Origin of the sequence: Oceanisphaera sp. IT1-181 (genome assembly GCF_033807535.1) — a bacterium.
Taxonomy (GTDB): domain Bacteria; phylum Pseudomonadota; class Gammaproteobacteria; order Enterobacterales; family Aeromonadaceae; genus Oceanimonas.
The window spans coordinates 1,181,106-1,202,662 of record NZ_CP136856.1; the positions used below are offsets into that span (position 1 = coordinate 1,181,106).

At 48.6% G+C, this 21,557-nt stretch carries 21 protein-coding genes and 1 tRNA gene; 10 read left to right on the forward strand and 12 right to left on the reverse strand.

Annotation, left to right across the window (positions count from 1 at the left end; translation table 11 throughout):
• The first annotated feature begins 3 nt into the window (after positions 1-3).
• A complete protein-coding gene (locus R0134_RS05465) occupies positions 4-336 on the forward strand; it encodes a phasin family protein (RefSeq protein WP_319783818.1) in 333 nt (110 codons plus the stop codon).
• A gap of 109 nt (positions 337-445) precedes the next feature.
• The gene (gene phaC, locus R0134_RS05470; protein WP_319783819.1) at positions 446-2,245 is read left to right on the forward strand and encodes a class I poly(R)-hydroxyalkanoic acid synthase; all 1,800 of its coding nucleotides are present in this window, start codon (positions 446-448) and stop codon (positions 2,243-2,245) included.
• A 47-nt stretch (positions 2,246-2,292) separates the two neighbouring features.
• Here phaC and R0134_RS05475 read toward each other — a convergent pair whose 3' ends face one another.
• Positions 2,293-3,618: an IS4 family transposase gene (locus R0134_RS05475; protein ID WP_319782802.1), complete on the reverse strand. Its 1,326-nt coding sequence runs from the start codon at positions 3,616-3,618 to the stop codon at positions 2,293-2,295.
• Positions 3,619-3,876: 258 nt separating this feature from the next.
• Here R0134_RS05475 and glnS point away from each other — a divergent pair, with 258 nt between their 5' ends.
• Positions 3,877-5,541 carry a glutamine--tRNA ligase gene (gene glnS / locus R0134_RS05480; protein ID WP_319783820.1) on the forward strand — a complete coding sequence of 555 codons (1,665 nt, stop codon included), beginning with the start codon at positions 3,877-3,879 and terminating at the stop codon, positions 5,539-5,541.
• A 147-nt stretch (positions 5,542-5,688) separates the two neighbouring features.
• Here the strand turns inward: glnS and R0134_RS05485 are convergent, their stop codons facing one another.
• Complete coding sequence (locus tag R0134_RS05485; RefSeq protein WP_319782802.1) at positions 5,689-7,014, reverse strand: IS4 family transposase; 1,326 nt, start codon at positions 7,012-7,014, stop codon at positions 5,689-5,691.
• A 165-nt stretch (positions 7,015-7,179) separates the two neighbouring features.
• Positions 7,180-7,617, reverse strand: coding sequence for a ferric iron uptake transcriptional regulator (gene fur, locus R0134_RS05490; protein WP_087034606.1), 438 nt, complete (start codon positions 7,615-7,617; stop codon positions 7,180-7,182).
• A gap of 175 nt (positions 7,618-7,792) precedes the next feature.
• On the opposite strand from fur, the gene R0134_RS05495 reads away from it, so the two are divergent.
• Positions 7,793-8,266 (forward strand): DUF4442 domain-containing protein, encoded by a 474-nt coding sequence (locus R0134_RS05495; RefSeq protein WP_319783821.1) that lies wholly within the window; start codon positions 7,793-7,795, stop codon positions 8,264-8,266.
• A 125-nt stretch (positions 8,267-8,391) separates the two neighbouring features.
• Entirely contained in the window at positions 8,392-8,631 is a 240-nt protein-coding gene (locus tag R0134_RS05500) for an LPP leucine zipper domain-containing protein (protein ID WP_087034604.1), read from the forward strand.
• Positions 8,632-8,897: 266 nt separating this feature from the next.
• Here R0134_RS05500 and R0134_RS05505 read toward each other — a convergent pair whose 3' ends face one another.
• The 5 genes from R0134_RS05505 to R0134_RS05525 all read right to left on the reverse strand — a co-directional run bounded on the left by R0134_RS05505 (position 8,898) and on the right by R0134_RS05525 (position 11,879).
• Positions 8,898-9,803, reverse strand: a complete 906-nt coding sequence (locus R0134_RS05505; protein WP_319783822.1) for a L,D-transpeptidase family protein — start codon at positions 9,801-9,803, stop codon at positions 8,898-8,900.
• 154 nt (positions 9,804-9,957) lie between these two features.
• Positions 9,958-10,485 (reverse strand): flavodoxin FldA, encoded by a 528-nt coding sequence (fldA, locus tag R0134_RS05510; RefSeq protein ID WP_319783823.1) that lies wholly within the window; start codon positions 10,483-10,485, stop codon positions 9,958-9,960.
• 46 nt (positions 10,486-10,531) lie between these two features.
• On the reverse strand, positions 10,532-10,816 hold the full coding sequence (gene ybfE / locus R0134_RS05515) for a LexA regulated protein (protein WP_319783824.1): 285 nt from the start codon (positions 10,814-10,816) through the stop codon (positions 10,532-10,534).
• 2 nt (positions 10,817-10,818) lie between these two features.
• On the reverse strand, positions 10,819-11,040 hold the full coding sequence (locus R0134_RS05520; RefSeq protein ID WP_087034600.1) for a DUF2788 domain-containing protein: 222 nt from the start codon (positions 11,038-11,040) through the stop codon (positions 10,819-10,821).
• Between the two features lie 56 nt (positions 11,041-11,096).
• Positions 11,097-11,879, reverse strand: a complete 783-nt coding sequence (locus tag R0134_RS05525; protein WP_319783825.1) for an alpha/beta fold hydrolase — start codon at positions 11,877-11,879, stop codon at positions 11,097-11,099.
• Between the two features lie 133 nt (positions 11,880-12,012).
• Between R0134_RS05525 and seqA the strand changes: the two genes are divergently transcribed.
• From seqA to R0134_RS05545, 4 genes are all read left to right on the forward strand, one after another.
• Positions 12,013-12,552, forward strand: a complete 540-nt coding sequence (seqA, locus tag R0134_RS05530) for a replication initiation negative regulator SeqA (protein WP_319784308.1) — start codon at positions 12,013-12,015, stop codon at positions 12,550-12,552.
• Positions 12,553-12,621: 69 nt separating this feature from the next.
• Positions 12,622-14,265, forward strand: coding sequence for a phosphoglucomutase (alpha-D-glucose-1,6-bisphosphate-dependent) (gene pgm, locus R0134_RS05535; RefSeq protein WP_319783826.1), 1,644 nt, complete (start codon positions 12,622-12,624; stop codon positions 14,263-14,265).
• Between the two features lie 273 nt (positions 14,266-14,538).
• On the forward strand, positions 14,539-15,669 hold the full coding sequence (locus R0134_RS05540; RefSeq protein ID WP_319783827.1) for a succinylglutamate desuccinylase: 1,131 nt from the start codon (positions 14,539-14,541) through the stop codon (positions 15,667-15,669).
• A gap of 225 nt (positions 15,670-15,894) precedes the next feature.
• Positions 15,895-16,758 (forward strand): hypothetical protein, encoded by an 864-nt coding sequence (locus tag R0134_RS05545; RefSeq protein ID WP_319783828.1) that lies wholly within the window; start codon positions 15,895-15,897, stop codon positions 16,756-16,758.
• A 334-nt stretch (positions 16,759-17,092) separates the two neighbouring features.
• Here the strand turns inward: R0134_RS05545 and R0134_RS05550 are convergent, their stop codons facing one another.
• The gene (locus R0134_RS05550; protein ID WP_319783829.1) at positions 17,093-17,677 is read right to left on the reverse strand and encodes an HPP family protein; all 585 of its coding nucleotides are present in this window, start codon (positions 17,675-17,677) and stop codon (positions 17,093-17,095) included.
• A gap of 386 nt (positions 17,678-18,063) precedes the next feature.
• Here R0134_RS05550 and R0134_RS05555 point away from each other — a divergent pair.
• Positions 18,064-18,154 (forward strand) — tRNA-Ser (locus R0134_RS05555).
• 245 nt (positions 18,155-18,399) lie between these two features.
• On the opposite strand, the gene R0134_RS05560 is transcribed toward R0134_RS05555, so the two are convergent.
• The 3 genes from R0134_RS05560 to R0134_RS05570 all read right to left on the reverse strand — a co-directional run bounded on the left by R0134_RS05560 (position 18,400) and on the right by R0134_RS05570 (position 21,468).
• Positions 18,400-19,536 (reverse strand): MalY/PatB family protein, encoded by a 1,137-nt coding sequence (locus R0134_RS05560; protein WP_319784309.1) that lies wholly within the window; start codon positions 19,534-19,536, stop codon positions 18,400-18,402.
• 218 nt (positions 19,537-19,754) lie between these two features.
• Positions 19,755-20,633, reverse strand: coding sequence for a LysR family transcriptional regulator (locus tag R0134_RS05565; protein ID WP_319783830.1), 879 nt, complete (start codon positions 20,631-20,633; stop codon positions 19,755-19,757).
• A 73-nt stretch (positions 20,634-20,706) separates the two neighbouring features.
• Positions 20,707-21,468 (reverse strand): YciK family oxidoreductase, encoded by a 762-nt coding sequence (locus tag R0134_RS05570; protein ID WP_319783831.1) that lies wholly within the window; start codon positions 21,466-21,468, stop codon positions 20,707-20,709.
• Positions 21,469-21,557: the final 89 nt, after the last annotated feature.

Sequence of the window (21,557 nt, forward strand, 5' to 3'; positions counted from 1 at the left end):
GCAATGTATACCAATATGTTCCAGAATTTTAATAAAGACAGCGACAAGACCTTTGCGCCGGTGCTGAAATTTAACCAGTTGGTCGCAGATAACTTTACGGCATTGACTAATTTGCAATTGGATGCAGCACGTCAATACGCTGAAATTGGTCTGGCGCAGCTGCAGTTAGGTAGTCAGGTTAAAGATGCGCAGTCGTTAGTTAATATGGGGACTAAGCAATTAGAAACCATGACCCGCATAAGCCAGCAAATGATGGAAGATGCTAAAAAATTAGCAGATCTTGCACAAGAGTTTAAAACTGGACTAGAAACTATAGCGACCGACGCACCAAAATAAATTCGGTTTAGGGTTAGCCCTTCAGCTAGAACATATTGTTGGGAAGGGGTCTTAAGGCTCCTTCCCATTCTTGTTGTAGGGGCTCTGCAATCTCTATCAGGGAAAAGCAATGCTACAAAATACGTTTAACAATCAAGACCCCATAGGGCAGTTTTTTAATTGGAATGAAACTATGTGGTCAGAAATGCAAAAGGCCAAGTGGGGCGATGACCCAGTTAGTGACGCCTTATCTCAAGTTAACTCTGACGATTTACAACTGTTCTATAAAGCCATATCGAGCAATCCGATGCATTTGCTCGATATGCAGATGCAGTGGTGGCAGGGGCAGTTAGCTATTTGCCAAAACAGTATGATGAAAAGTTTAGACAGCGGCGCTGCCAGCATAGTGGCGGATCCTCCGGGTGATCGCCGTTTTAAGCACAAAGCATGGACAGAAAACCCGCACTTTGACTTCATACGTCAGTCTTATTTGCACTTTTCTAAGTCGTTAACCGACATGCTGGACGTGGTCGAAGGTGTGCCAGACTCGGTACGTGAGCGCTTAAAGTTCACTTTTCGCCAAACCATTAACGCACTTTCTCCCACTAACTTTATCTGGAGCAATCCAGAGGTGCTATTGCGCACCATAGAAGAGAAAGGGGCGAACCTAGTAAAAGGCATAGCCCTGTATCAAGAAGACATGGCCGCCAGTGCTGACATGTTAAAAATCCGCATGACACGCCAATCTGCGTTCACCTTAGGTGAGAACTTAGCAGTGACGCCGGGCGATGTGGTGTTTAGAAATGACATTTTTGAACTGATCCAGTATGCGGCTACCACTAAAACGGTACATAAAACGCCATTGCTGATCATACCGCCGTTTATTAATAAGTATTATATCCTAGACTTAACCGAGCAAAAATCTTTGGTGGCTTGGCTGCGCGACCAAGGACATACGGTGTTTATTATGTCGTGGCGTAATCCAGGAAAAGAGCAGGCGAACATCAGTTTTTCTGACTTGGTGCAGTCTGGCACCATGGAAGCCATTCGCGTTATTGAGCAGGTGACCAAAGAGAAAGAAGTAAACGCCATCGGTTACTGCATTGGCGGTACCTTATTAGCGGCTACGCAGGCTGCGTATGTGGCTAAGGGTGTTAAGTCGCGGGTGAAGAGCGCTACCTATCTGACTACCTTGCTCGACTTTACGCAGCCAGGTGAAGTGGGTGTGTTTATCAACCCGCCGGTCATCAATGCCATGGCACAAATGAACGAAGCCCAAGGCTACTTTGATGGCCGCAAAATGGCCGTAACCTTTAGTTTGTTGCGTGAAAACAGTTTGTACTGGAACTATTACATTGATAACTACCTGAAAGGCGAAGAGCCCTCAGAGTTTGATATCTTGTATTGGAACAGTGATAGCACCAACTTAAGTGCCACTTGTGCTAACTTCTTGCTACGCGACTTGTATCTCAATAACAGTTTGAGTGAAGCGGGTGCGGTTAAGATTGGCGACGTTGCCATCGATCTTGGCAAAGTTACCACTCCTAGCTACTTCTTATCGACCAAAGAAGATCACATCGCGCTGTGGGACGCCACCTTCAAGGGCTCTAACCTCTTGGGTGGAGACAAAACCATGGTGTTGGGTGAGTCAGGGCACGTGGCCGGTGTGGTTAACCCGCCAAGCAAAAATAAGTATGGTTATTGGCTGAGTGAGTCGAAGTTCGACAATCCAGAGCAGTGGTTAGCGACAGCTAAACGCGAAGACGGCTCATGGTGGACACATTGGCAGCAGTGGGCGACGCCTTTCTTAGGTGAAAAGCAAGTGCCTGCTCGCACCGTGGGTTCGGTGGAGTGTCCTGCGTTAATGCCAGCACCTGGGCGTTATGTGACGCAAAGCTTACCGATAGCAGCAGTTGAAGAAACCGCATAAAGTTATGATTTAGTTTAATCAGCCGCCGCAAGGCTAACACCATTCAGTTAAGCGTGTTTAGAGCGAATGGGGTACCGAGTTTTTGATATCCGAACGGTCCTACTCTTGGGCCGTTTTCTTTTTTCAGGCAAAATATAGCGCTTCACTCGCTCGCGCATGGCCCTCAGCTTTTTGGGGATCGTGCCGGGGGCGGCGATGGCACACCACATTACTTCATCCTGAATATCTCTTAACGCCATCATAAAACTAATCCGCAGCGGTGAGACGTCTGCCTCGTGAGCAATGCGGCTGATCTCCACCCGCACTAAATTGTAGGCAAGTAAAATCCCCCACAGCTCCTGCGTGACACCTTCAACCGACTGACTGCGCAATAAAATCGTATCCTCCAGCATCCGATGTTTAATTTCCCCATAACTATTTTCGATCTCCCACCGCTCAAAATAGACATCCAGTAACGCTTGGCCTGAGTGCTGCTGTCCATCGACTAACGAGCACAGTACGCCCTTGATATGGTTGCTGCTAACCGGCTCAGGGTAAAGTACCAGCCGCGCTTGCCAGTGCTCCGGCAAGGAAGGATCTAATTTTCTTGCCTGAGGTGACACTTTCATTTCCACCAGATGATCGCACTCTGAAAACGAGTGCAGCACCGTATATTGGGTGTTACTTTTTATGGGTACCATCCAGTGCGCGTGAGGATGCTGGCGTTGCCAGTTAATCAATAATTCTGCACTGAGATAACAACGGTCAAATATCGTTAGGCTGTGATCGGGGACATGCGCAAGCAGTTGCTTAGTATAAGTGACTTCTCCCTGATGACTCGGGCCAAAAGCAACATGATGAACCATGCGACTACGCAGAGAACTAAAGGCACACAGACGAACAACGGGGTATTCAGTATGGGCCGTTTTACTGTGTTTAACGTAACCGAAGTGTTTGGCTAACTCGGGGGTATCCGCAGTGCGAAATTGGGTGCCGTCGACAGAATAAAGTCGAAGTCCATGCCAGGTATCCTTACCGTCTTCTTCTGCAATCCAACGCGCAGCCGTGAGGTTAAACAAGGCGGCTAATGGCTCGCTAGTCAGACGTTGTCTAGCTTGGGGAATGGCACTGGGCGCGACGGACTCTCCCAGCTTATTGGTCAGTTGAAGATCTAACTTGTCTACCACATCACTAATCGAACGGTCACGAAATAATCCCATGGCGATAACCAACCAGACCACCAGCTCGGCGGGGAGCTTTCGCCGCCTGACACTCGCTTTATCCGTTTGCTCTAGCGCGGTATGAATCCAGTCCAGAGGAAGGTGTTTGTGAAAGGTCGATAACGACTCAGGAACGGCAAATGTATCGGTGTCGAGTAACCAGTGAGCAAGCAAAAAAATACCCTCATACCATGTGGTGATGAGGGTATTCTGACGCCGTATAAGGATCGGTCAACCGATCGCCAAAATTTCTTAACTGATCGGTGTTAGCCGCAAGGCGGCTTTTTTATTGTTAAATGGCGCGAGTAAACCGGCGGTTGTGGTGTAAAGGTCGGGCACAACTCAATTATTGTGTGCTGGCACTTGAGCCGTGGCCGTAGATCATGGATCATAGTCGTTTGTAAATGCCATTCCCACGTTCGAGGTGTATGAATGAGTCAGGTGGACCCAAGTCCTAGCAATTTTATTCGCCAAATCATTAATGAAGATTTGGCCAACGGCAAACATCAGTCAATACAGACGCGTTTTCCGCCAGAGCCCAACGGCTATCTTCATATTGGCCATGCCAAATCCATCTGTCTGAACTTTGGCATCGCTCAAGATTATCAAGGTCAGTGTAATCTGCGCTTTGATGACACTAACCCAGAAAAAGAGAGTGTAGAGTACGTTGAGTCGATTCAACGTGATGTACGCTGGCTTGGCTTTGAGTGGAGCGGGGATATTCGCTACTCTTCAGACTATTTTGAACAGCTCTATGGCTACGCCGTTGAATTGATTGAAAAGGGTCTGGCCTATGTGGACGAGCTCACGCCCGATGAGATTCGCGAATACCGTGGCACATTAACCAGTCCTGGTCGCAACAGTCCGTATCGTGAGCGCTTGCCTACCGACAGCTTAGAGCTGTTTACTCGTATGCGTAATGGTGAGTTTGCGGAAGGCACGGTTTGCCTGCGCGCTAAAATCGACATGGCGTCGCCTTTTATGGTGATGCGCGACCCTGTGTTGTATCGCGTGCGCTTTGCTCATCACCATCAAACCGGTGATCAGTGGTGCATCTACCCTATGTATGACTTTACCCATTGCATCTCAGATGCGCTGGAAAACATCAGTCATTCATTGTGTACGCTGGAGTTTCAAGATAACCGTCGTTTGTACGACTGGGTATTAGATAACATCAGTATTGACTGTCATCCCCGTCAATATGAGTTCTCTCGCCTTAATCTTGAATATACGGTGATGTCGAAGCGCAAGTTGAACCAGCTGGTGGTAGAAAACTATGTAGAAGGTTGGGATGATCCCCGCATGCCGACTATCTCTGGCTTGCGCCGTCGCGGGTATACACCAGCGGCGATACGTGAATTTTGTTTGCGCATTGGGGTAACGAAGCAAGAAAATACCATCGAAATGGGCATGTTAGAAGCCTGTATTCGTGACGATCTCAATGAGAATGCACCGCGTGCCATGGCAGTTTTGCGCCCCGTACGCTTGGTGATTGAAAACTTAAGCGAAGATCACGAAGAAATTTTGCAAGCACCACGTCATCCGAGCAATCCAGAAATGGGCACGCGCGAGTTGCCGTTTAGCCGCGAAATTTTTATCGATGAAGCGGATTTTCGCGAAGAAGCGAATAAAAAGTACAAGCGATTGGTGTTGGGTAAAGAAGTGCGACTGCGTAATGCCTATGTGGTTAAAGCTGAGCGCATAGAAAAAGACGCGGCGGGTAATATTACCACCATCTTCTGTAGCTACGACCCCGACACCTTAGGTCAAGATCCTGCTGATGGCCGCAAGGTCAGAGGTGTGATCCATTGGGTGTCGGCACGTCACTGTGTACCTGCAGAAGTGCGCTTATATGACCGACTGTTTAATGTGCCAAACCCAGGCGCTGCAGAGTCGTTTGAAGAAGCGCTAAACCCTGACTCACTGCAAATACTCAGCGGTGTGATGGTGGAGCCTTCTTTAGCTACTGCAGTCGCAGAAGAAGCCTTCCAGTTTGAGCGTGAAGGTTATTTCTGCCGCGATAGCAAAAGCGAAGCTTTGGTATTTAACCTAACGGTTGCGCTGCGCGATTCGTGGGGTAAAGAAGATCAATCTTAAGACAAAGCTGTCAGATAAGTAATAAGGCGTGAGGCGTGAAGGGTAGTAGCCACGTCTATAAACGCGGTGTCTTTCACCTCACGCCTTACTCTTCACGATATGAAAACCAGACACAAAAAAGCCGCAACGTGTGCTAACACCATTCAGTTAAGCGTGTTTAGAGCGAATGGGGTACCGAGTTTTTGATATCCGAACGGTCCTACTCTTGGGCCGTTTTCTTTTTTCAGGCAAAATATAGCGCTTCACTCGCTCGCGCATGGCCCTCAGCTTTTTGGGGATCGTGCCGGGGGCGGCGATGGCACACCACATTACTTCATCCTGAATATCTCTTAACGCCATCATAAAACTAATCCGCAGCGGTGAGACGTCTGCCTCGTGAGCAATGCGGCTGATCTCCACCCGCACTAAATTGTAGGCAAGTAAAATCCCCCACAGCTCCTGCGTGACACCTTCAACCGACTGACTGCGCAATAAAATCGTATCCTCCAGCATCCGATGTTTAATTTCCCCATAACTATTTTCGATCTCCCACCGCTCAAAATAGACATCCAGTAACGCTTGGCCTGAGTGCTGCTGTCCATCGACTAACGAGCACAGTACGCCCTTGATATGGTTGCTGCTAACCGGCTCAGGGTAAAGTACCAGCCGCGCTTGCCAGTGCTCCGGCAAGGAAGGATCTAATTTTCTTGCCTGAGGTGACACTTTCATTTCCACCAGATGATCGCACTCTGAAAACGAGTGCAGCACCGTATATTGGGTGTTACTTTTTATGGGTACCATCCAGTGCGCGTGAGGATGCTGGCGTTGCCAGTTAATCAATAATTCTGCACTGAGATAACAACGGTCAAATATCGTTAGGCTGTGATCGGGGACATGCGCAAGCAGTTGCTTAGTATAAGTGACTTCTCCCTGATGACTCGGGCCAAAAGCAACATGATGAACCATGCGACTACGCAGAGAACTAAAGGCACACAGACGAACAACGGGGTATTCAGTATGGGCCGTTTTACTGTGTTTAACGTAACCGAAGTGTTTGGCTAACTCGGGGGTATCCGCAGTGCGAAATTGGGTGCCGTCGACAGAATAAAGTCGAAGTCCATGCCAGGTATCCTTACCGTCTTCTTCTGCAATCCAACGCGCAGCCGTGAGGTTAAACAAGGCGGCTAATGGCTCGCTAGTCAGACGTTGTCTAGCTTGGGGAATGGCACTGGGCGCGACGGACTCTCCCAGCTTATTGGTCAGTTGAAGATCTAACTTGTCTACCACATCACTAATCGAACGGTCACGAAATAATCCCATGGCGATAACCAACCAGACCACCAGCTCGGCGGGGAGCTTTCGCCGCCTGACACTCGCTTTATCCGTTTGCTCTAGCGCGGTATGAATCCAGTCCAGAGGAAGGTGTTTGTGAAAGGTCGATAACGACTCAGGAACGGCAAATGTATCGGTGTCGAGTAACCAGTGAGCAAGCAAAAAAATACCCTCATACCATGTGGTGATGAGGGTATTCTGACGCCGTATAAGGATCGGTCAACCGATCGCCAAAATTTCTTAACTGATCGGTGTTAGCAACGTGTGCGGCTTTTTTATGTCTTAAATTTTTATGCCCTATATTTTTCAACCTTAGGCAACGTCAGACTAGTTATCTTCGTCGTTATGACGACACGGCTTGTCATGGCAATGACCATACAGATATAAGCTATGATTCGTCAATTTGATATTAAATTGACTGGCCACCACTTGTTGGCGTTCTTCGATAATTTCATCATGAAATTCGATAACTTTGCCACAGTCCAAGCACACCAAGTGATCGTGGTGCTCTTGAGATGCTAATTCAAATACAGACTTGCCGCCTTCAAAATGGTGGCGCGCGACCATACCTGCATCGTCAAATTGGTTTAGCACACGATAAACGGTAGCTAGACCAATTTCTTCACCCTGATCGAGCAACATTTTGTACAGGTCTTCTGCACTTACATGTTCAGTATCAGGATGTTGGAGCAACTCAAGGATTTTTACGCGGGGGAGCGTCACCTTGAGGCCTGCTCTTTTCAAAGCTTGATTGTTGTCAGCCATAAGAATAAAGTTTCGCAATTCGTGTGTTTATTGCCTTCATTGTGCTTCTTTCTACCTTTAAAGGCAACCGCAATCTAGTTTTGTGAGCCGGTGCCATGATCTAGGGCAATAAGCCTGTTAGTGCAGTTTGTTTTTGCTACTATCGGTGATTATTGATACTGGTCGGATGAGATAGATGCAGCAGATATTTGCTCGCCCCCGCTTACTTAAATTCCTGATGAACTGTTGGCCGCCTTTTTGGGGGGCTGGCATTCGCATTGAACACCTAAGCCAAGACTACCGCGAGTGTCGTATCGGTTTGGTATTACGCTGGTGGAATAAAAACGCCAACCGTACCCAATACGGTGGCAGTTTGTTCTCCATGACAGATCCTGTCTACTCAATGCTATTAATGGGAATTCTTGGCAATGGCTACTATATATGGGATCGCGCAGCCAAAATCACCTTCATTAAGCCAGGTAAAGGCCGTGTATATGCGGATATTCATTTGAGCCAAGACCAGCTAAGTGAGATACTCAAGGCGACCCAATATGGTCATAAGCACTTTCCCCATTTTCGTATTAATATTATGGATGAGGAAGGCGCACTAATCGCTGAGGTGGAACGAACGCTCTATGTGCGAAAAAAAGTACGAATCAATGATAGTTAAGAGCTTTGAGCAAAATTTCCTAACGTCATGGTTTGTAAAATAATTTGCGAACATAGGGGAACTTCGTCCATACTTAGGGTGACTAAGTGGTCTTAGAGACTATTCATAGAAACAAGGAGCATGTAATGCGCAATAAAATGATGTTAGTAGCAGTAGCTGGTACTTTGATGTTAGCTGGTTGTAGTTCAAACACCGCTACCGAAACCAAACTGGACGGTATCGCACAAGACTTACAAGCAGTTCAACAGGGTCAGCAAGCTAACTCTGCTAAAATCGATCGTTTGGCTGCTGATGTTGCTGAAGCTCGTGCTTCTGCAGATCGCGCTAACTCTCGTCTGGACCAGATGGGTCGTTACACCAAGTAATTTTATTGGTGCAACTGAAAAGCCTGACTTCGGTCAGGCTTTTTTTTGCCTATAATTTAATATTGCCTCACGCCTCACGCCTCACGCCTCACGCCTCACGCCTCACGCCTCACGCCTCACGCCTCACGCCTCACGCCTCACGCCCCTCGCCCCACACATATACAATATGCGGCTTACCGCGCACTCTTGGCCTTAGTAGAGCTGTTTAATGGGCATAAAAAAGCCCAGCGCTTGGCTGGGCAAATAAGTTAATGATAGATGGCGAACTAGTTCACCTGACCGGCCAGCTGCGGCGTAGCCTGATGGCTACCAATGATTTGTCTGATGGTCGCTTCATCAACGCCTTGCTCAAACAAAGGTGCTAAGTCGCTCATGTCCAGCGGGCGGGTATCAGCGGTGCCTTCTGTGGTTAACGGCTCATGAGACTCGACGAAGATTTGGCCATATTCGTCGGTACTGACTTTAAGCGATTGGTTAACAATTTGTACTTGAGTACCGGTATCTACTTGAGCAAACAGCCACTCTACGTGCTCAGGGTACATACGAATGCAACCCGCACTGGAGCGTAAGCCCATATCTTTTGGATCGTTAGTGCCGTGAATTAAGTATTCACCGCTGCCATAAGCCAAGCGCATTGCGTATTCGCCCAATGGGTTATCAGGGCCCGCAGGCACGACTGCCGGTAAGGGTTTGCCCATGGCAGCATACTCGCGATGAGTGTTGGCGGTAGGCGTCCAGGTAGGATTTTTCCGCATCTGGCTAATGCTGGTAGTGGTGAGCGGGGTGGCACGTCCCACGCGGCCAATACCGATTGGGAACACATACACGGCTTGTTCATCTTCTGGGTAATAGTAGAGTCTTAGCTCGGCCAAGTTAATGACGATACCTTTGGTTGAGGCCTTAGGCAGCAGCATTTGGTTGGGGATCACCACTTGTTGGCCGGGTTTAATCAGTAACAAGTCTTGATCGGGGTTAGCCGCAATCATCAAAATAGGGCTAACACCATAATAGCGAGCCAAGCTTGTTAAAGTATCTTCTTCTTGGGCGGTGTGCAGTAGTAGCTGCCCAATAGGTTGGCCTTTATCTGCGGGTAAAGGCAAAGGGGTAATATTGGCCCACACCGAGGTGCAGGGCAGTAGCAATAGTAGCAGTGATATCGTTAACTTTTTCATATCTGGCTCTCAAATGCATCAATTGGGGGTTGTGGGTCTTTGTGGGTGCTAACTTACGTTTCAAATAGGTTTATTACAACAAGCTAGCACCTAACTAACACTTACTATAAAAAAGGGACGCGTCTTGCATCCCTATTAGACCGTGGCTGGTGAATTAAGCTTCCAGCTCTTTTAAGCACATTTCTTCATATATCTGCTTACACCAAGCTTTCACTCGGGCCTGCGTTTGCTCAGGCTGGCGGTCTTCGTCTATGCCTAAGCCGATAAAGTGCGCATCGTCGACTAAGGCACGAGAGGCTTCAAACTCATAGCCTTCGGTAGGCCAATGGCCAATGATAATGGCGCCTTTAGGCTCGATAATCTCACGCAACGTGCCCATGGCATCGAGAAAGTACTCGGCATAATCTTCTTGGTCGCCGCAACCAAATAAGGCCACTAGCTTATCGTTGAAGTCGATATCTTCCAGCTCAGGAAAGAAATCATCCCAATCCGCCTGAGACTCACCGTAGTACCAAGTTGGTATGCCTAGCAGCAGCAAATCAAAGCCTGCGATATCTTCTTTGGTGCTTTTTGCAATATCGTGTACTGCAATCAGACTCTTGCCCAGCTCTTTCTGGATCATCTTGGCGATAGCTTCGGTGTTACCGGTATCACTGCCAAAAAACAGACCTACACTTGCCATAATAATGTTGTACCTGTCGTAAATGTGAGTGGTTAGGCCGGTCGGCCTACTGACTGTCGTGCAGCTCGAGCTGTTGTGACAGTAAAGTTTGGATCAAATCGGCTCGGCTTAGCTGAAGCTCGGCGGCCAATACATTTAATTTATGTAGCATTGCCTGATCGACTTTTAGCTCGATACGGCTTAAACCCCGTGCTCGGTCGCGCTTAAGCTGATTACGCTTATTGAACTTGAGCTGAGCTTCGCGAGGCAGAGGATTGGTCTTGGGTCTACCCGGTCTGCGCTCATCGGCAAATAAGTCCAGCGTGGTTCTGTCAGCATCCTGTTTTGCCATGGCTAACCTACACCAGCCCCTTCCCAGAAGGCTTCGATGATGCCTTTGGCAATAAAGCCGGAACAGCCCAAAAACAGCACGGCCCAAACAATATAACGACCAAACTTAGGCACATTGCCGCGTTTGAGTACATCTTGAATTGCCAGGCCAATCAAGAGAAAGATGGCGATAAAGAAAAACTTGAGACCCCAAGTTTCCAAAAGCTCTATTTGTTCTAATGACATCATGCTGCCCGATCTTTTTAAATTGTCGGCACTATACCATAAAGCAAATGGCGCTGTTAACCGACCTTGCCTAAGAAATCCATCACCAAACGGTTAAACAATTGGGGCTGTTCCGCATGTAACCAATGGCCAGTATCTGGGATCACTTTCGCTGTTGCCCGTGGAAATTGCGCGACGACCTCTGCTTGATACTCAGGCAGTAAGTAATCGGACTCGCCACCCTTAATAAAGAGCACGGGCCCAAGATAGGCCGGCTCAACCCCAGGCCAGCTCATAACATGCGGATACTGCTCAAGCAGGGCGGGGACATTAAAGCGCCAGCTGCCTGATTCACCGGCATCTGTGGTCTTGGGCACAAATGATTTCAGCAAAAATTGCCGCACGCCCGGCAGCTGTATGTGTTGGGCTAATATTACATCCGCCTCTTTTCGATTGGCGCAATCTGCTGCTGCCACCGCCGTTAAACCGGCGAATACCTCGGTGTGGCGGGCTTGGGTATAAGCCACCGGCGCCATATCAGCAACCACAATGCCGGCGATCAGATCTGGGGCTAGGCCTGCGGTCATCATGGCTATTTTTCCGCCCATAGAATGACCGACAAGCCAAGGCTTGCTGAGTTCAAGTTGCTCAATTAACGCCAATATATCTTGGGCCATCACCTGATAATTCATCTGTGCACTGCGCGGCGAGAGTCCGTGATTACGTACATCGACGCTCACCACGTCATAGTGCTCAGCCAAGGCTTTGGCGAGGCCATTTAAGTTATCCAAGTTGCCAAATAAACCGTGGATAAGGATTACTGTTTGGCCTTGCCCTTGGCGACGAAAATTCAGTTGCATAAGAATATCCCAGTCAAAAATCAAGGCCGACATTGTTGCTTGCTCGCGCAAGCGGTGCAACCTACTTGGGCACTTAGCTCGCACCATGTATAATCAAAATCCGTCATTGGGAGTGGACATGCCAAAAAATATGATGAAAACCATAGAGGTAGATGAAGAGCTTTATCGTTACATTGCCAGTAATACACGCCATATTGGTGAAAGTGCTTCGGATATATTACGGCGCTTACTGAAAATAGAGCCGGTGGTGGCCCATCACCTGTTACCAACAGCTCAGCCACAAATAGGTGAGCCGCAAAAAGAGGTGGTTAAAGCCGAGCCTGAGCTCTTGCTGGGGCAGGGCATAGAGCAAATGTTAAAGGGTGAAGAGCTGAAGTCTCAAGAGTCGGCCATTGATCGCTTTATGCACATCTTATCGGTCTTGTATCAAGAAAACCCGACCGCGTTTGCACAGGCGAATGACATTAAAGGGCGCAAGCGAATTTATTTTGCCGACGACGAAGCGGCCTTGCTGGCCAGTGGCAATACCACCAAGCCTAAAGCCATCGCCGGTAGCCCTTATTGGGTGATCACTAACACCAATACCGGACGCAAGCGCAATATAGTGGCGCAGCTGATGGCGGCCATGGGGTATGCACACGGCTTAATTGAGCGGGTATCGCACAGTATTTAACTTGAATTTTTTAAATACGACAGTGCAAACACGCATGTGTAAACATGGATTTGTAAAATAAGGAAAGCAATGAGCACACACCCCAGAGCGGGCCTGCGCGCCAATCCGGACGAACTTATTAATGTGCCGCGCTTAATGGCGGCGTATTACCAATTAACGCCCGATGTCAGTCTTGCGGAGCAAAAGGTCGCCTTCGGCACCTCTGGTCATAGAGGCTGTGCGCTGGATGTGAGCTTTAACGAAGCCCATATTCACGCCATTTGCCAAGCCATCAGTGAGTATCGCCATTTACAAAAGCTGACTGGGCCCTTGTATTTAGGCATGGACACCCATGCTTTGTCTGAGGCCGCGTGGGGTTCGGCGCTGGAGGTGCTTACTGCTCATGGCATAGAGGTGAGAATTCAAACGGAGCGCGGCTATACGCCGACGCCGGTGATCTCCCACGCCATTTTAAATCATAATCGCGCCCATCCTCACGCCTTGGCCGACGGTATCGTGATCACGCCCTCGCATAATCCGCCCCGCGATGGTGGCATTAAATACAACGGTGCCGATGGCGGTCCTGCCTCCAGCGAGGCCACCGGTTGGATCCAAGACCGCGCTAACCAGCTGATTGCCGCCAAAGGCGAGGGCATTCGCCGCCAATCAATAAGCCAAGCTTTATCCCAAGCGGTGGAGTTTGATTATATCGAGCATTACGTGGCCGAATTAGGCGACGTTATCGATATGGCGGCCATCAAAAAAGCCGGCATTCGTATCGGTATCGATCCTTTAGGTGGCGCAGGCTTGGCCTATTGGCCGCATATCGCCGCGCGTTATGGGCTCGATATTACCGTGGTGAACCCCAGCCAAGATCCGACTTTTTCTTTTATGACCCTTGATCATGACGGTAAAATTCGCATGGATTGCTCAAGCCCTTATAGCATGGCTAATCTGTTGGCACTCAAAGATGACTTTGATATCAGTTGTGGCAATGACCCGGATTATGACCGTCACGGTATCGTTGATAGCCAAGGCTTAATGAACCCCAACCATTATTTGGCGGTGTGCATTCATTATTTGTTTACCCATAGATCTGAGTGGCCAGTAAGCCTGGCCGTGGGTAAGACGCTGGTTTCGTCTTCCATGATTGACAGAGTCGCCGCACAACTGGGCCGACGCTTAATGGAAGTGCCGGTGGGCTTTAAATGGTATGTGCAAGATTTACTGGCCGGCAAGCTAGGCTTTGTCGGTGAAGAAAGCGCCGGTGCTTCATTTTTGCGTAAAAATGGTGAAGTGTGGAGCACCGATAAAGACGGTTTTATTCCCTCTTTATTGGCCGCTGAGATCTTAGCCGTGACCGGTCTTACGCCTCATGCTTATTACGCCAACTTAGTTGAGCAATTAGGCGAGCCAGTATATAAGCGGGTTGACGCGCCTGCCAGCTTGGCGCAAAAGCAGGTCTTGGCCACGCTCAATCCGAACGTGATTGAGGCACAAACTTTAGCCGGCGACGCTATTATCGCGCGCTTAACCACGGCGCCGGGTAATGGAGCCTCCATTGGCGGTTTAAAAGTGGTGACCGAGCAAGGCTGGTTTGCCGCTCGTCCCAGTGGTACCGAGCAAGTATATAAAATTTACGCCGAAAGTTTTCGCGGTGCCGAGCATTTAGACTTGTTGATCGCCGAAGCCCAAGCGCTGGTTAATGCCGCCTTTGCCAAGGCCGGTGTGTAGTTAAATGCCGTGAGGGGAAAGGCGCAGAGAGTGAGGCGTAAGGGATAAGAAACACTTGTCCCCTCTATCTTTTCACTACGCCTTACGCTGTGCGCCGTACGTTAAAGATAAACACCGTCTTGTTATATACTGCGCACAGCTGACGACTTTCCGTTGGACTGAGATTTCGTGTTTTGGTCTGTTTAGCCTTTCCTCATTCATTCCCTAATCTTCGCTCCTTCTATATCTGTGTATTTCTTAGCGAGAGCACTTTTCTCTGCATACGGAGGCCTCATGACTACCAGCCCGCTTAATAATTTTTTAACACTTAGTCGCGCTAATCCCGATGGTTTAGCGCCGTTTAGCGTACCGCTCGCCAGTGGTGGGCGCATTGAAGTGTGGGACAGCGGCGTGCTCTGTGTGGAGCCCGCATCTGCAGTTAAGAAGGATGAGGCTAAGAATGATACGGCGAATAAAGATATCGTTATCTCTTGTGGCATTCACGGCAATGAAACCGCGCCTATCGAAATGTGCGAACGGCTGTTGGCCGAGATTGTCAGTGGCCGATTAGTCAGCGCGCAGCGCTTATTACTTATTTTTGGCAATTTAGAGGCCATGAATTTAGCGGTGCGGGAAGTGGAAGACAATCTCAATCGCCTTTTTTGTGGTCAGCATGGCCAAAAAATCGAGGTTGACGGGGCTGATATAAATAGAGCTGTCGTAAATAAATCGGTAGCAAATAAAGCTGTCATAAACAAACCAGCGGCGAATAAAGAACGAGAGCGAGCGGCCAAGCTCGAACATTATATGGCGCGTTTTTATCATGCCCGCAGCGGCGCTAAGCGGCTGCATTATGACTTACACACCGCGATCCGCCCTTCAAAGTATGAGCAGTTTGCTGTGTATCCTTATATGGCATCTCACACCTATTCCCGTGACTTGTTGGCTTTTCTAGCTGCGGCTGACATTAACACCTTATTACTGTCAAATGCGCCGGCGCCTACGTTCAGCTGCTTTAGTGCGCAGCAGTTTGGTGCGCAGTCCTTAACGATAGAGCTAGGCAAAGTGATGCCCTTTGGTCAGAACGAGGTGGGGCGCTTAGACAGATTGCAGCAATGCTTGAGCGCAGAGCTCAGTGAGCCCAGCTGGCAGCCACCTCTCTTAGCTTTGACAGATCTTCGCGTGTTTCAAGTGTGTCAAGAAATCACTAAGCACAGTACACAATTTTGTTTTCATTTTTCCGACGATGTAGCCAACTTTAGCCCTTTTTCGCCCGATACTTTGCTAGCGACCGACGGAGATCGGCAGTGGCGGGTGGCGGAACAAGATGAAGCAGTCGTCTTTCCCAATGCGCAGGTGGCACTCGGCCATAGAGCAGCGTTAATGGCAGTAGCCACTGAATTAACTGATAAAATGCTGTGTTAACGTATGATGAAATCAACTGAAAAATAGTTTGAAAAAGCTTGCTCTGGATCACGCTCTGCAGCTTTGTTGTCATTAGCATCAGGTTATTGTGAACAAAATGTAGCTTTTTGGTGTCGCTTTGTGGCATCATTTTTGTGTCTCAAGTTATAACTGAATGCACACTGCTGACGCCGTTTAAATATAAAAATCAGGACGTCGCACTTTGACTATGTAAGGGAATCACGAATGAAGCAAATTAGTAAGCGCATTTTAACCGTTTCTGCTCTGGCCATGGCCGTAGCTGCCCCTCATGTTAGCGCCGCTAACTGGTCTGATACTTTTGTTGGTTACCGCTACGGTACTGAATTTACCGAGCCTACAATCGATTCAAAAGTTAAAAAACATATTCTAAGCCTGACTCATGCTAGTGGTTATGACTATGGCCAAAACTTCTTCAACGTAGATTTGCTGCAGTCTAACAGCGCTGATCCTGCGAACGATACAACAGGGGGCAATGCTTTTGCTCCTAACGATAATAAAGGTGCGTTTGAAGCTTACGTGACTTATCGTCATCAGCTGCACTTGGGGAAAGTGTTTAATCAAGACTTTAGCTTTGGTCCAGTTAAAGAAGTAGCCGTAACGGCTGGCTTTGATGCCAATACCAAGAACACTCAGTTTGCTCCTCGCAAGCAAATGATCGTAGTGGGTCCTACTTTGAAGTTTGATGTGCCAAAAGGTTTCTTGGACTTCTCAGTACTTTACGCTCATGAGCGTAACCATAATGGCTTTAAGCCAGTTGGCCAAAGAGACATTACTTTCAACGATTACACCATCTATAATCTGACTTGGGGCCTGCCATTCGAACTAGGCGTAGTACCGATGAAGTTTCAAGGCTTTGGTAACTGGGCAACAGCTAAAGGTCAGGGCACTACTGATGAGCAGCTAGTACGTACTTCGTTGATGGTTGATGCCGGTAAACTGGCCTTTAACAAAGACAACACCGTTTGGGTGGGTGTGGGTTATGAATACTGGCGTAACAAGTTCGGCAACCAAGATGGCATTGGTACCGACACAGACGCAGCCACTGTTAACTTAGAATGGCATTTCTAAGCTAATAGGCTGAACAACTGTTAACCGTAATTAACGGTTAGTTTAAAAAGAGCGCTTAGGCGCTCTTTTTGCGTCTGCGCTCTAACGGATAAGGGCGTAACCTTAACTACCGAGCTCGTTCGTCGCATCGCTAATTGTTGTCGTTGTCATAATGATTTACGCCTGCGGCGTAGCGAGAACAAGTGTTCGCCTACACGTGGCTTAAAGGCAGGTAGGAAAGTTAAGCTAGTTGACAGTAAGTGCTTAAGAGTTAAGGGCGAGAGCAAAAGAAGGATGAGGCAAACGCCTCATCCTTCTCAAATTTAATGCTTGGTCGACTCATTAACCACAGAGCTTAATAAGAATCTTTAATGCGGCTTTCTGCTCTAGGGTCAACCGAGCTTGCGTTTGCAGTACTCGGCTCAGACGGACTTGCTGCTTCTTCTACCTTGCTGGCTTTGGGCACTTTGGAGCCAAAAGGGTAGCGTCTATGTGTAAAAATGTAATGGTAGACACTGGCAAAGCCGACCATAAATAAGGTGCCGAATAAGGTAGGCAAGATAAAGTCCAACGGCACTAAGTCAGGATCCGCTAAGTAAATCAAAATAGGGTTGGCACCAGCGGGCGGATGCAGGGTGTCAGTTAGCACCATTAAGGTAAAACTTAAGCCAAAGCAAACGGCTAAACCAATCATGGGATCGGGAATAAATTTTAAGCCAATCACAGACAACACTGTGGTTAACAGATGCCCTAAAATCACGTGTTTAGGTCGAGAAAGCGGCGCTGACGGCAGTAACAACAACAGTACTAAGGTGGCACCCAGGGGGGCACTGAGCACCATAAAGTGTGTCCAGTTTTTCAGATAGCTCAGCACGATTACGGCGGTGAACGCGGCGAGTCCGGCGAGCGTTGCATCGCGCAGTCGATGTTTAAAGTGCATAGAACCTCAATAAAAGAGTGATGCGGTAAGTGGATACAGCTAGGGTTAAAATTGTATTCAAAATGCAACTAAAATAAAAGCCGCGCCTACAACTCTATAGGCATAACTTAGTGCTGCCCCCGATACGGCCAATTTGCGCGAGTTTGAGCAGCGAGTCGAGCGTTAGCCATGCCAAGCCATAGTTAGCCATAAAGATCTTAAGGCGAAGGGTGCGGTTTTGGGAGGGTCTACTCTTTAATAAGAGACTTAACTAGGACTATATTCTAACAGAAAGTCTGTTTTTTGAGCGTTAAAACTTAAAAAGCCTCAAAACTGCTGTATTAGTCAGCAGTTAAACATTTAGCTATTTACAGTGCTCCTCGCTATCAGTATTATTCGTCTCGTTCGGAGGGGTGGCAGAGTGGTTGAATGCACCGGTCTTGAAAACCGGCATGGGTTTATAGCCCATCCAGGGTTCAAATCCCTGCTCCTCCGCCAAAAAAACGAAAAAGGCCTTGCTGCAAAGCAAGGTCTTTTTTGTGTCTGTTTTTTAAGTACCGGTAAGTACTGTGAGGGGCGAGGTGTAAAGGGTGAAGTAGACGAGATGAGCCAAACCAAACACACCCACCCTAAATCTTTAATGTTTCTGGCCGGCTCATCTAGATGCAAAACGCCGCTTAAGCTTTGTCTGTGACAGAGGTTAAGCGGCGTAGTTTATAAGCTAGTTTCAGCGCCGGTGCTACTTAGCGAGTTTCTATGGCGCTAATCATGCGATCCAAGGCTTCTTCTAACATGGCGCGGGTGCAGCCAAAGTTAAGGCGAATAAAGTCACTGCCACCAAATTGTCCGCCTGATGAAACGCCCACTCCCGCTTGTTCAAAAAAGCCAATCGGATCTTCAAGATCTAGACCACTGATATCAATCCACGCCAAGTAAGTGGCTTCTGGTGAGAGCACTTTAACACCTGGCACCTGATTAAGGCGCTCTACCAGCAGGTCGCGGTTTTGGCGTAAATATACTAACTGGGCGGCCAGCCAGTCGTCACCGTCTTGATAGGCGGCTTCGGCGGCCACAAATCCTAATAAGTTCACATCTGCCATAATGCCGCGCGCCGCGCGAGTGAAACGATTACGCAATTCAGGATTAGGGATAATGGCAAATGAGCAGCACAGTCCGGCAATGTTAAAAGTCTTGCTTGGTGCCATTAAAATCACACTGCGATTAGCCGCATCATCATTTAAGGCGGCATACGGAATATGCGGCTTACCTTCGTCGAGCAATAAGTCACAGTGAATTTCATCAGAGCACACAATCACATTGTGACGCGCGGCAATCTCATTGATGGCCAGTAATTCCGCTTCGCTATAAATAGTGCCGCCCGGATTATGGGGGTTACACAGCAGAAATAAGTCGCTGTGTTTGGCTTGCTCTTCTAACTGCGCTAAATCCAGCAACCAACGGCCATCAACCTCTACCATGTCTACATAAGCGGCTTTGCGCCCATGAAAGCCCGGCGCGTGTAAAAACGGATAGTAAATCGGCTTAACGGTAATGATATTACTGTTGGGCGCTGTAAAGGTTTCACACGCCAGATTCAGAGCTGGCACCACTCCTGGCATATAGACCAGCCAGTCAGCTTCAATTTTCCAGTTATAGCGATCGCTCATGCGCTGGATAATAAGCTCAGTTAATTGTGGGCTAGGGCGGCTATAACCAAAGATGCCATGCTCAACGCGCTTAGCGAGGGCTTCTATGACCGCCGGTGGTGCTTTAAATTCTGTATCCGCAACCCACATGGGCAAAATGTCTGTGCCTTCGTATTTAAGCCATTTTAAGGCGCGCGTTGGGCGACGGTCTATCTGCTGATCAAAATCAAACACTTGGGTTTTACACTCCGGACTGTTAAGCATGGGGGTTCCTTGGGCTAAAGTAGGAGCTTCAGCATAAGGAAGCCATTGGCCGCTGGCAAGACTATGCCTGAGCTGAGGCTTAGCTAGGAGGCAAGGTTAGGCTCAGGTTAGGGGGCCGTTAGGCTTAAAAGCTGGATAAGTTTGGGCAGAGATATAAGAGGCACTAGACTTTAATGTGGACCACCAGTTTAGGCGGCGGTGTAGTGCTGGCGGATCAAAGTTAGCAATAAGCTGGCTGCAGGACCAGGTGGGGTGGCGTGCGGTAAAATAAGGTGGGTAAAGCGCTTGCGCAACGCTTGGTTCGCCATCGGTAACCGCACCAGCAACCGAGCTTCCAATAACGGCGTGATCACTTCCAACGGTAGCCAAGCAAAGCCCACACCTCGACGTAATAAAGACAGCGTATCGTGTAAGTGATTGATCACCCAGCGCTGTTTAGCGCGCTCCCAGCCTTGTTCTGCCTCTTTGCCTTCGGCCAGTACTAGCTCCAGTTCCGAGTCTAGATCGTAGGCGGTAACCTCATTAAGCCCAGTCAGCGGGTGCTCAGGCGCACAGACCGGCACGTAAACCGTGGTCAATAAGGGTAAACAGGTCACGCCGGCATAAGTCTGGCTGGCAAATACCATGTCGGCGGCTTGCTTGGTGATCACCGCCTGACAACCAGCGGGTTGAGCTTCAATTAAATGAATACGACAACCGCGCGAGCGCTGGGAGAAGTCACTCAAGGCTTGATACAAAGGTTGGCGCGGCAGTGAGGCTTCCACCACTATGCGCAGCAAAGACTCCCAGCCGCTGGCTAGCACATCCGCAAGCAGCTCTAACTCTTCTATGCCTTGTGTTAATTGGCGTGAGCGGCGTAAAAACACCTCACCTTCTGGAGTGAGGTAGGCTTTACGCCCTTTTACTTCGAGCAGGGCAATGCCTAAGCCTTGTTGCAGCTTGGCCACCGCATGATTGAGCGAAGACTGGCTTTTGTTCAGTATCTCGGCGGCTTGGGCATAGCCGCCATGATCGACCACGGCTTGAAAAATGCGCCACTGCTCTAGCGTACTCTTAGGACGATACATACACTTTCCTTGTGTTATCAACATCCGCTCTCGCATCGGTAAGTAAATTTAAGACCTAGATCCTATGCCGATCTTAGACTTTACGTTGTACTTTATCAGGTTGGGCATCGAGGGATTGGCCGTTGACGGTCACGCTGTCTTTGCCCATCAAATACAAGTACAGCGGCATAATCTCAGCGGCGGTGCGCAAGCTCATCGGATCTTCACCTGGATAAGCACGAGATCGCATATCGGTACGGGTGGCGCCGGGGTTAATGCAGTTGGCGCGCACTGAGCTGTTGCTTAGCTCATCGGCCAGCACTTGCATCATGCCTTCGGTGGCAAATTTTGAAATTGCATAACTGCCCCAATAAGCACGGCCTTGTTTACCCACGCCTGAGCTGGTGTAAACAATGGATGAGTCGGGGGTGGCTTTTAACAAGGGCAATAACGCTTGAGTCAGTAAAAACTGTGACTTTAGGTTAACCTGCATCACCTGATCCCACTCATCTTCACCGATCATTTCAAACGGGCCCAATACGCTCAGATGACTGGCATTAAATAATACCCCATCTAAGCGGCCAAATTGCTGCTTTAGGGTTTCTGCCAAGTCTTGATAATGATTTTTAGTAGCGCCATTTAAATCCAGCGGAATAATGGCTGGCTCTGGGCTACCTTGAGCGAGCAGTTCATCGTAAACCGCTTCCAATTTTTTCACGGTTTTGCCGAGTAATATTACGGTGGCACCGTGGGCTCCATATTGGAGTGCGGCTTGGCGACCAATGCCATCGCCTGCGCCAGTAATCAAAATGACTTTATTTGCGAGTAAATCCGGGGCTGCGTGATAATCGAGCATCTGAGCTGAGTTCTCTTAATAACAGGTGATAGTGGGATCAAACCAGACTCTGGGCTGGGATGCTAGTGCTAACGAGCAAAAATGACGAG

What these genes read in the sequence shown, in the direction of transcription:
- R0134_RS05465 (WP_319783818.1), top strand. Translation starts at nt 4, where the DNA reads ATGTATACCAATATGTTCCAGAATTTTAATAAAGACAGCGACAAGACC.
- phaC (WP_319783819.1), top strand. Translation starts at nt 446, where the DNA reads ATGCTACAAAATACGTTTAACAATCAAGACCCCATAGGGCAGTTTTTT.
- glnS (WP_319783820.1), top strand. Translation starts at nt 3,877, where the DNA reads ATGAGTCAGGTGGACCCAAGTCCTAGCAATTTTATTCGCCAAATCATT.
- fur (WP_087034606.1), bottom strand. Translation starts at nt 7,617, where the DNA reads ATGGCTGACAACAATCAAGCTTTGAAAAGAGCAGGCCTCAAGGTGACG.
- R0134_RS05495 (WP_319783821.1), top strand. Translation starts at nt 7,793, where the DNA reads ATGCAGCAGATATTTGCTCGCCCCCGCTTACTTAAATTCCTGATGAAC.
- R0134_RS05500 (WP_087034604.1), top strand. Translation starts at nt 8,392, where the DNA reads ATGCGCAATAAAATGATGTTAGTAGCAGTAGCTGGTACTTTGATGTTA.
- R0134_RS05505 (WP_319783822.1), bottom strand. Translation starts at nt 9,803, where the DNA reads ATGAAAAAGTTAACGATATCACTGCTACTATTGCTACTGCCCTGCACC.
- fldA (WP_319783823.1), bottom strand. Translation starts at nt 10,485, where the DNA reads ATGGCAAGTGTAGGTCTGTTTTTTGGCAGTGATACCGGTAACACCGAA.
- ybfE (WP_319783824.1), bottom strand. Translation starts at nt 10,816, where the DNA reads ATGGCAAAACAGGATGCTGACAGAACCACGCTGGACTTATTTGCCGAT.
- R0134_RS05520 (WP_087034600.1), bottom strand. Translation starts at nt 11,040, where the DNA reads ATGTCATTAGAACAAATAGAGCTTTTGGAAACTTGGGGTCTCAAGTTT.
- R0134_RS05525 (WP_319783825.1), bottom strand. Translation starts at nt 11,879, where the DNA reads ATGCAACTGAATTTTCGTCGCCAAGGGCAAGGCCAAACAGTAATCCTT.
- seqA (WP_319784308.1), top strand. Translation starts at nt 12,013, where the DNA reads ATGAAAACCATAGAGGTAGATGAAGAGCTTTATCGTTACATTGCCAGT.
- pgm (WP_319783826.1), top strand. Translation starts at nt 12,622, where the DNA reads ATGAGCACACACCCCAGAGCGGGCCTGCGCGCCAATCCGGACGAACTT.
- R0134_RS05540 (WP_319783827.1), top strand. Translation starts at nt 14,539, where the DNA reads ATGACTACCAGCCCGCTTAATAATTTTTTAACACTTAGTCGCGCTAAT.
- R0134_RS05545 (WP_319783828.1), top strand. Translation starts at nt 15,895, where the DNA reads ATGAAGCAAATTAGTAAGCGCATTTTAACCGTTTCTGCTCTGGCCATG.
- R0134_RS05550 (WP_319783829.1), bottom strand. Translation starts at nt 17,677, where the DNA reads ATGCACTTTAAACATCGACTGCGCGATGCAACGCTCGCCGGACTCGCC.
- R0134_RS05565 (WP_319783830.1), bottom strand. Translation starts at nt 20,633, where the DNA reads ATGTATCGTCCTAAGAGTACGCTAGAGCAGTGGCGCATTTTTCAAGCC.
- R0134_RS05570 (WP_319783831.1), bottom strand. Translation starts at nt 21,468, where the DNA reads ATGCTCGATTATCACGCAGCCCCGGATTTACTCGCAAATAAAGTCATT.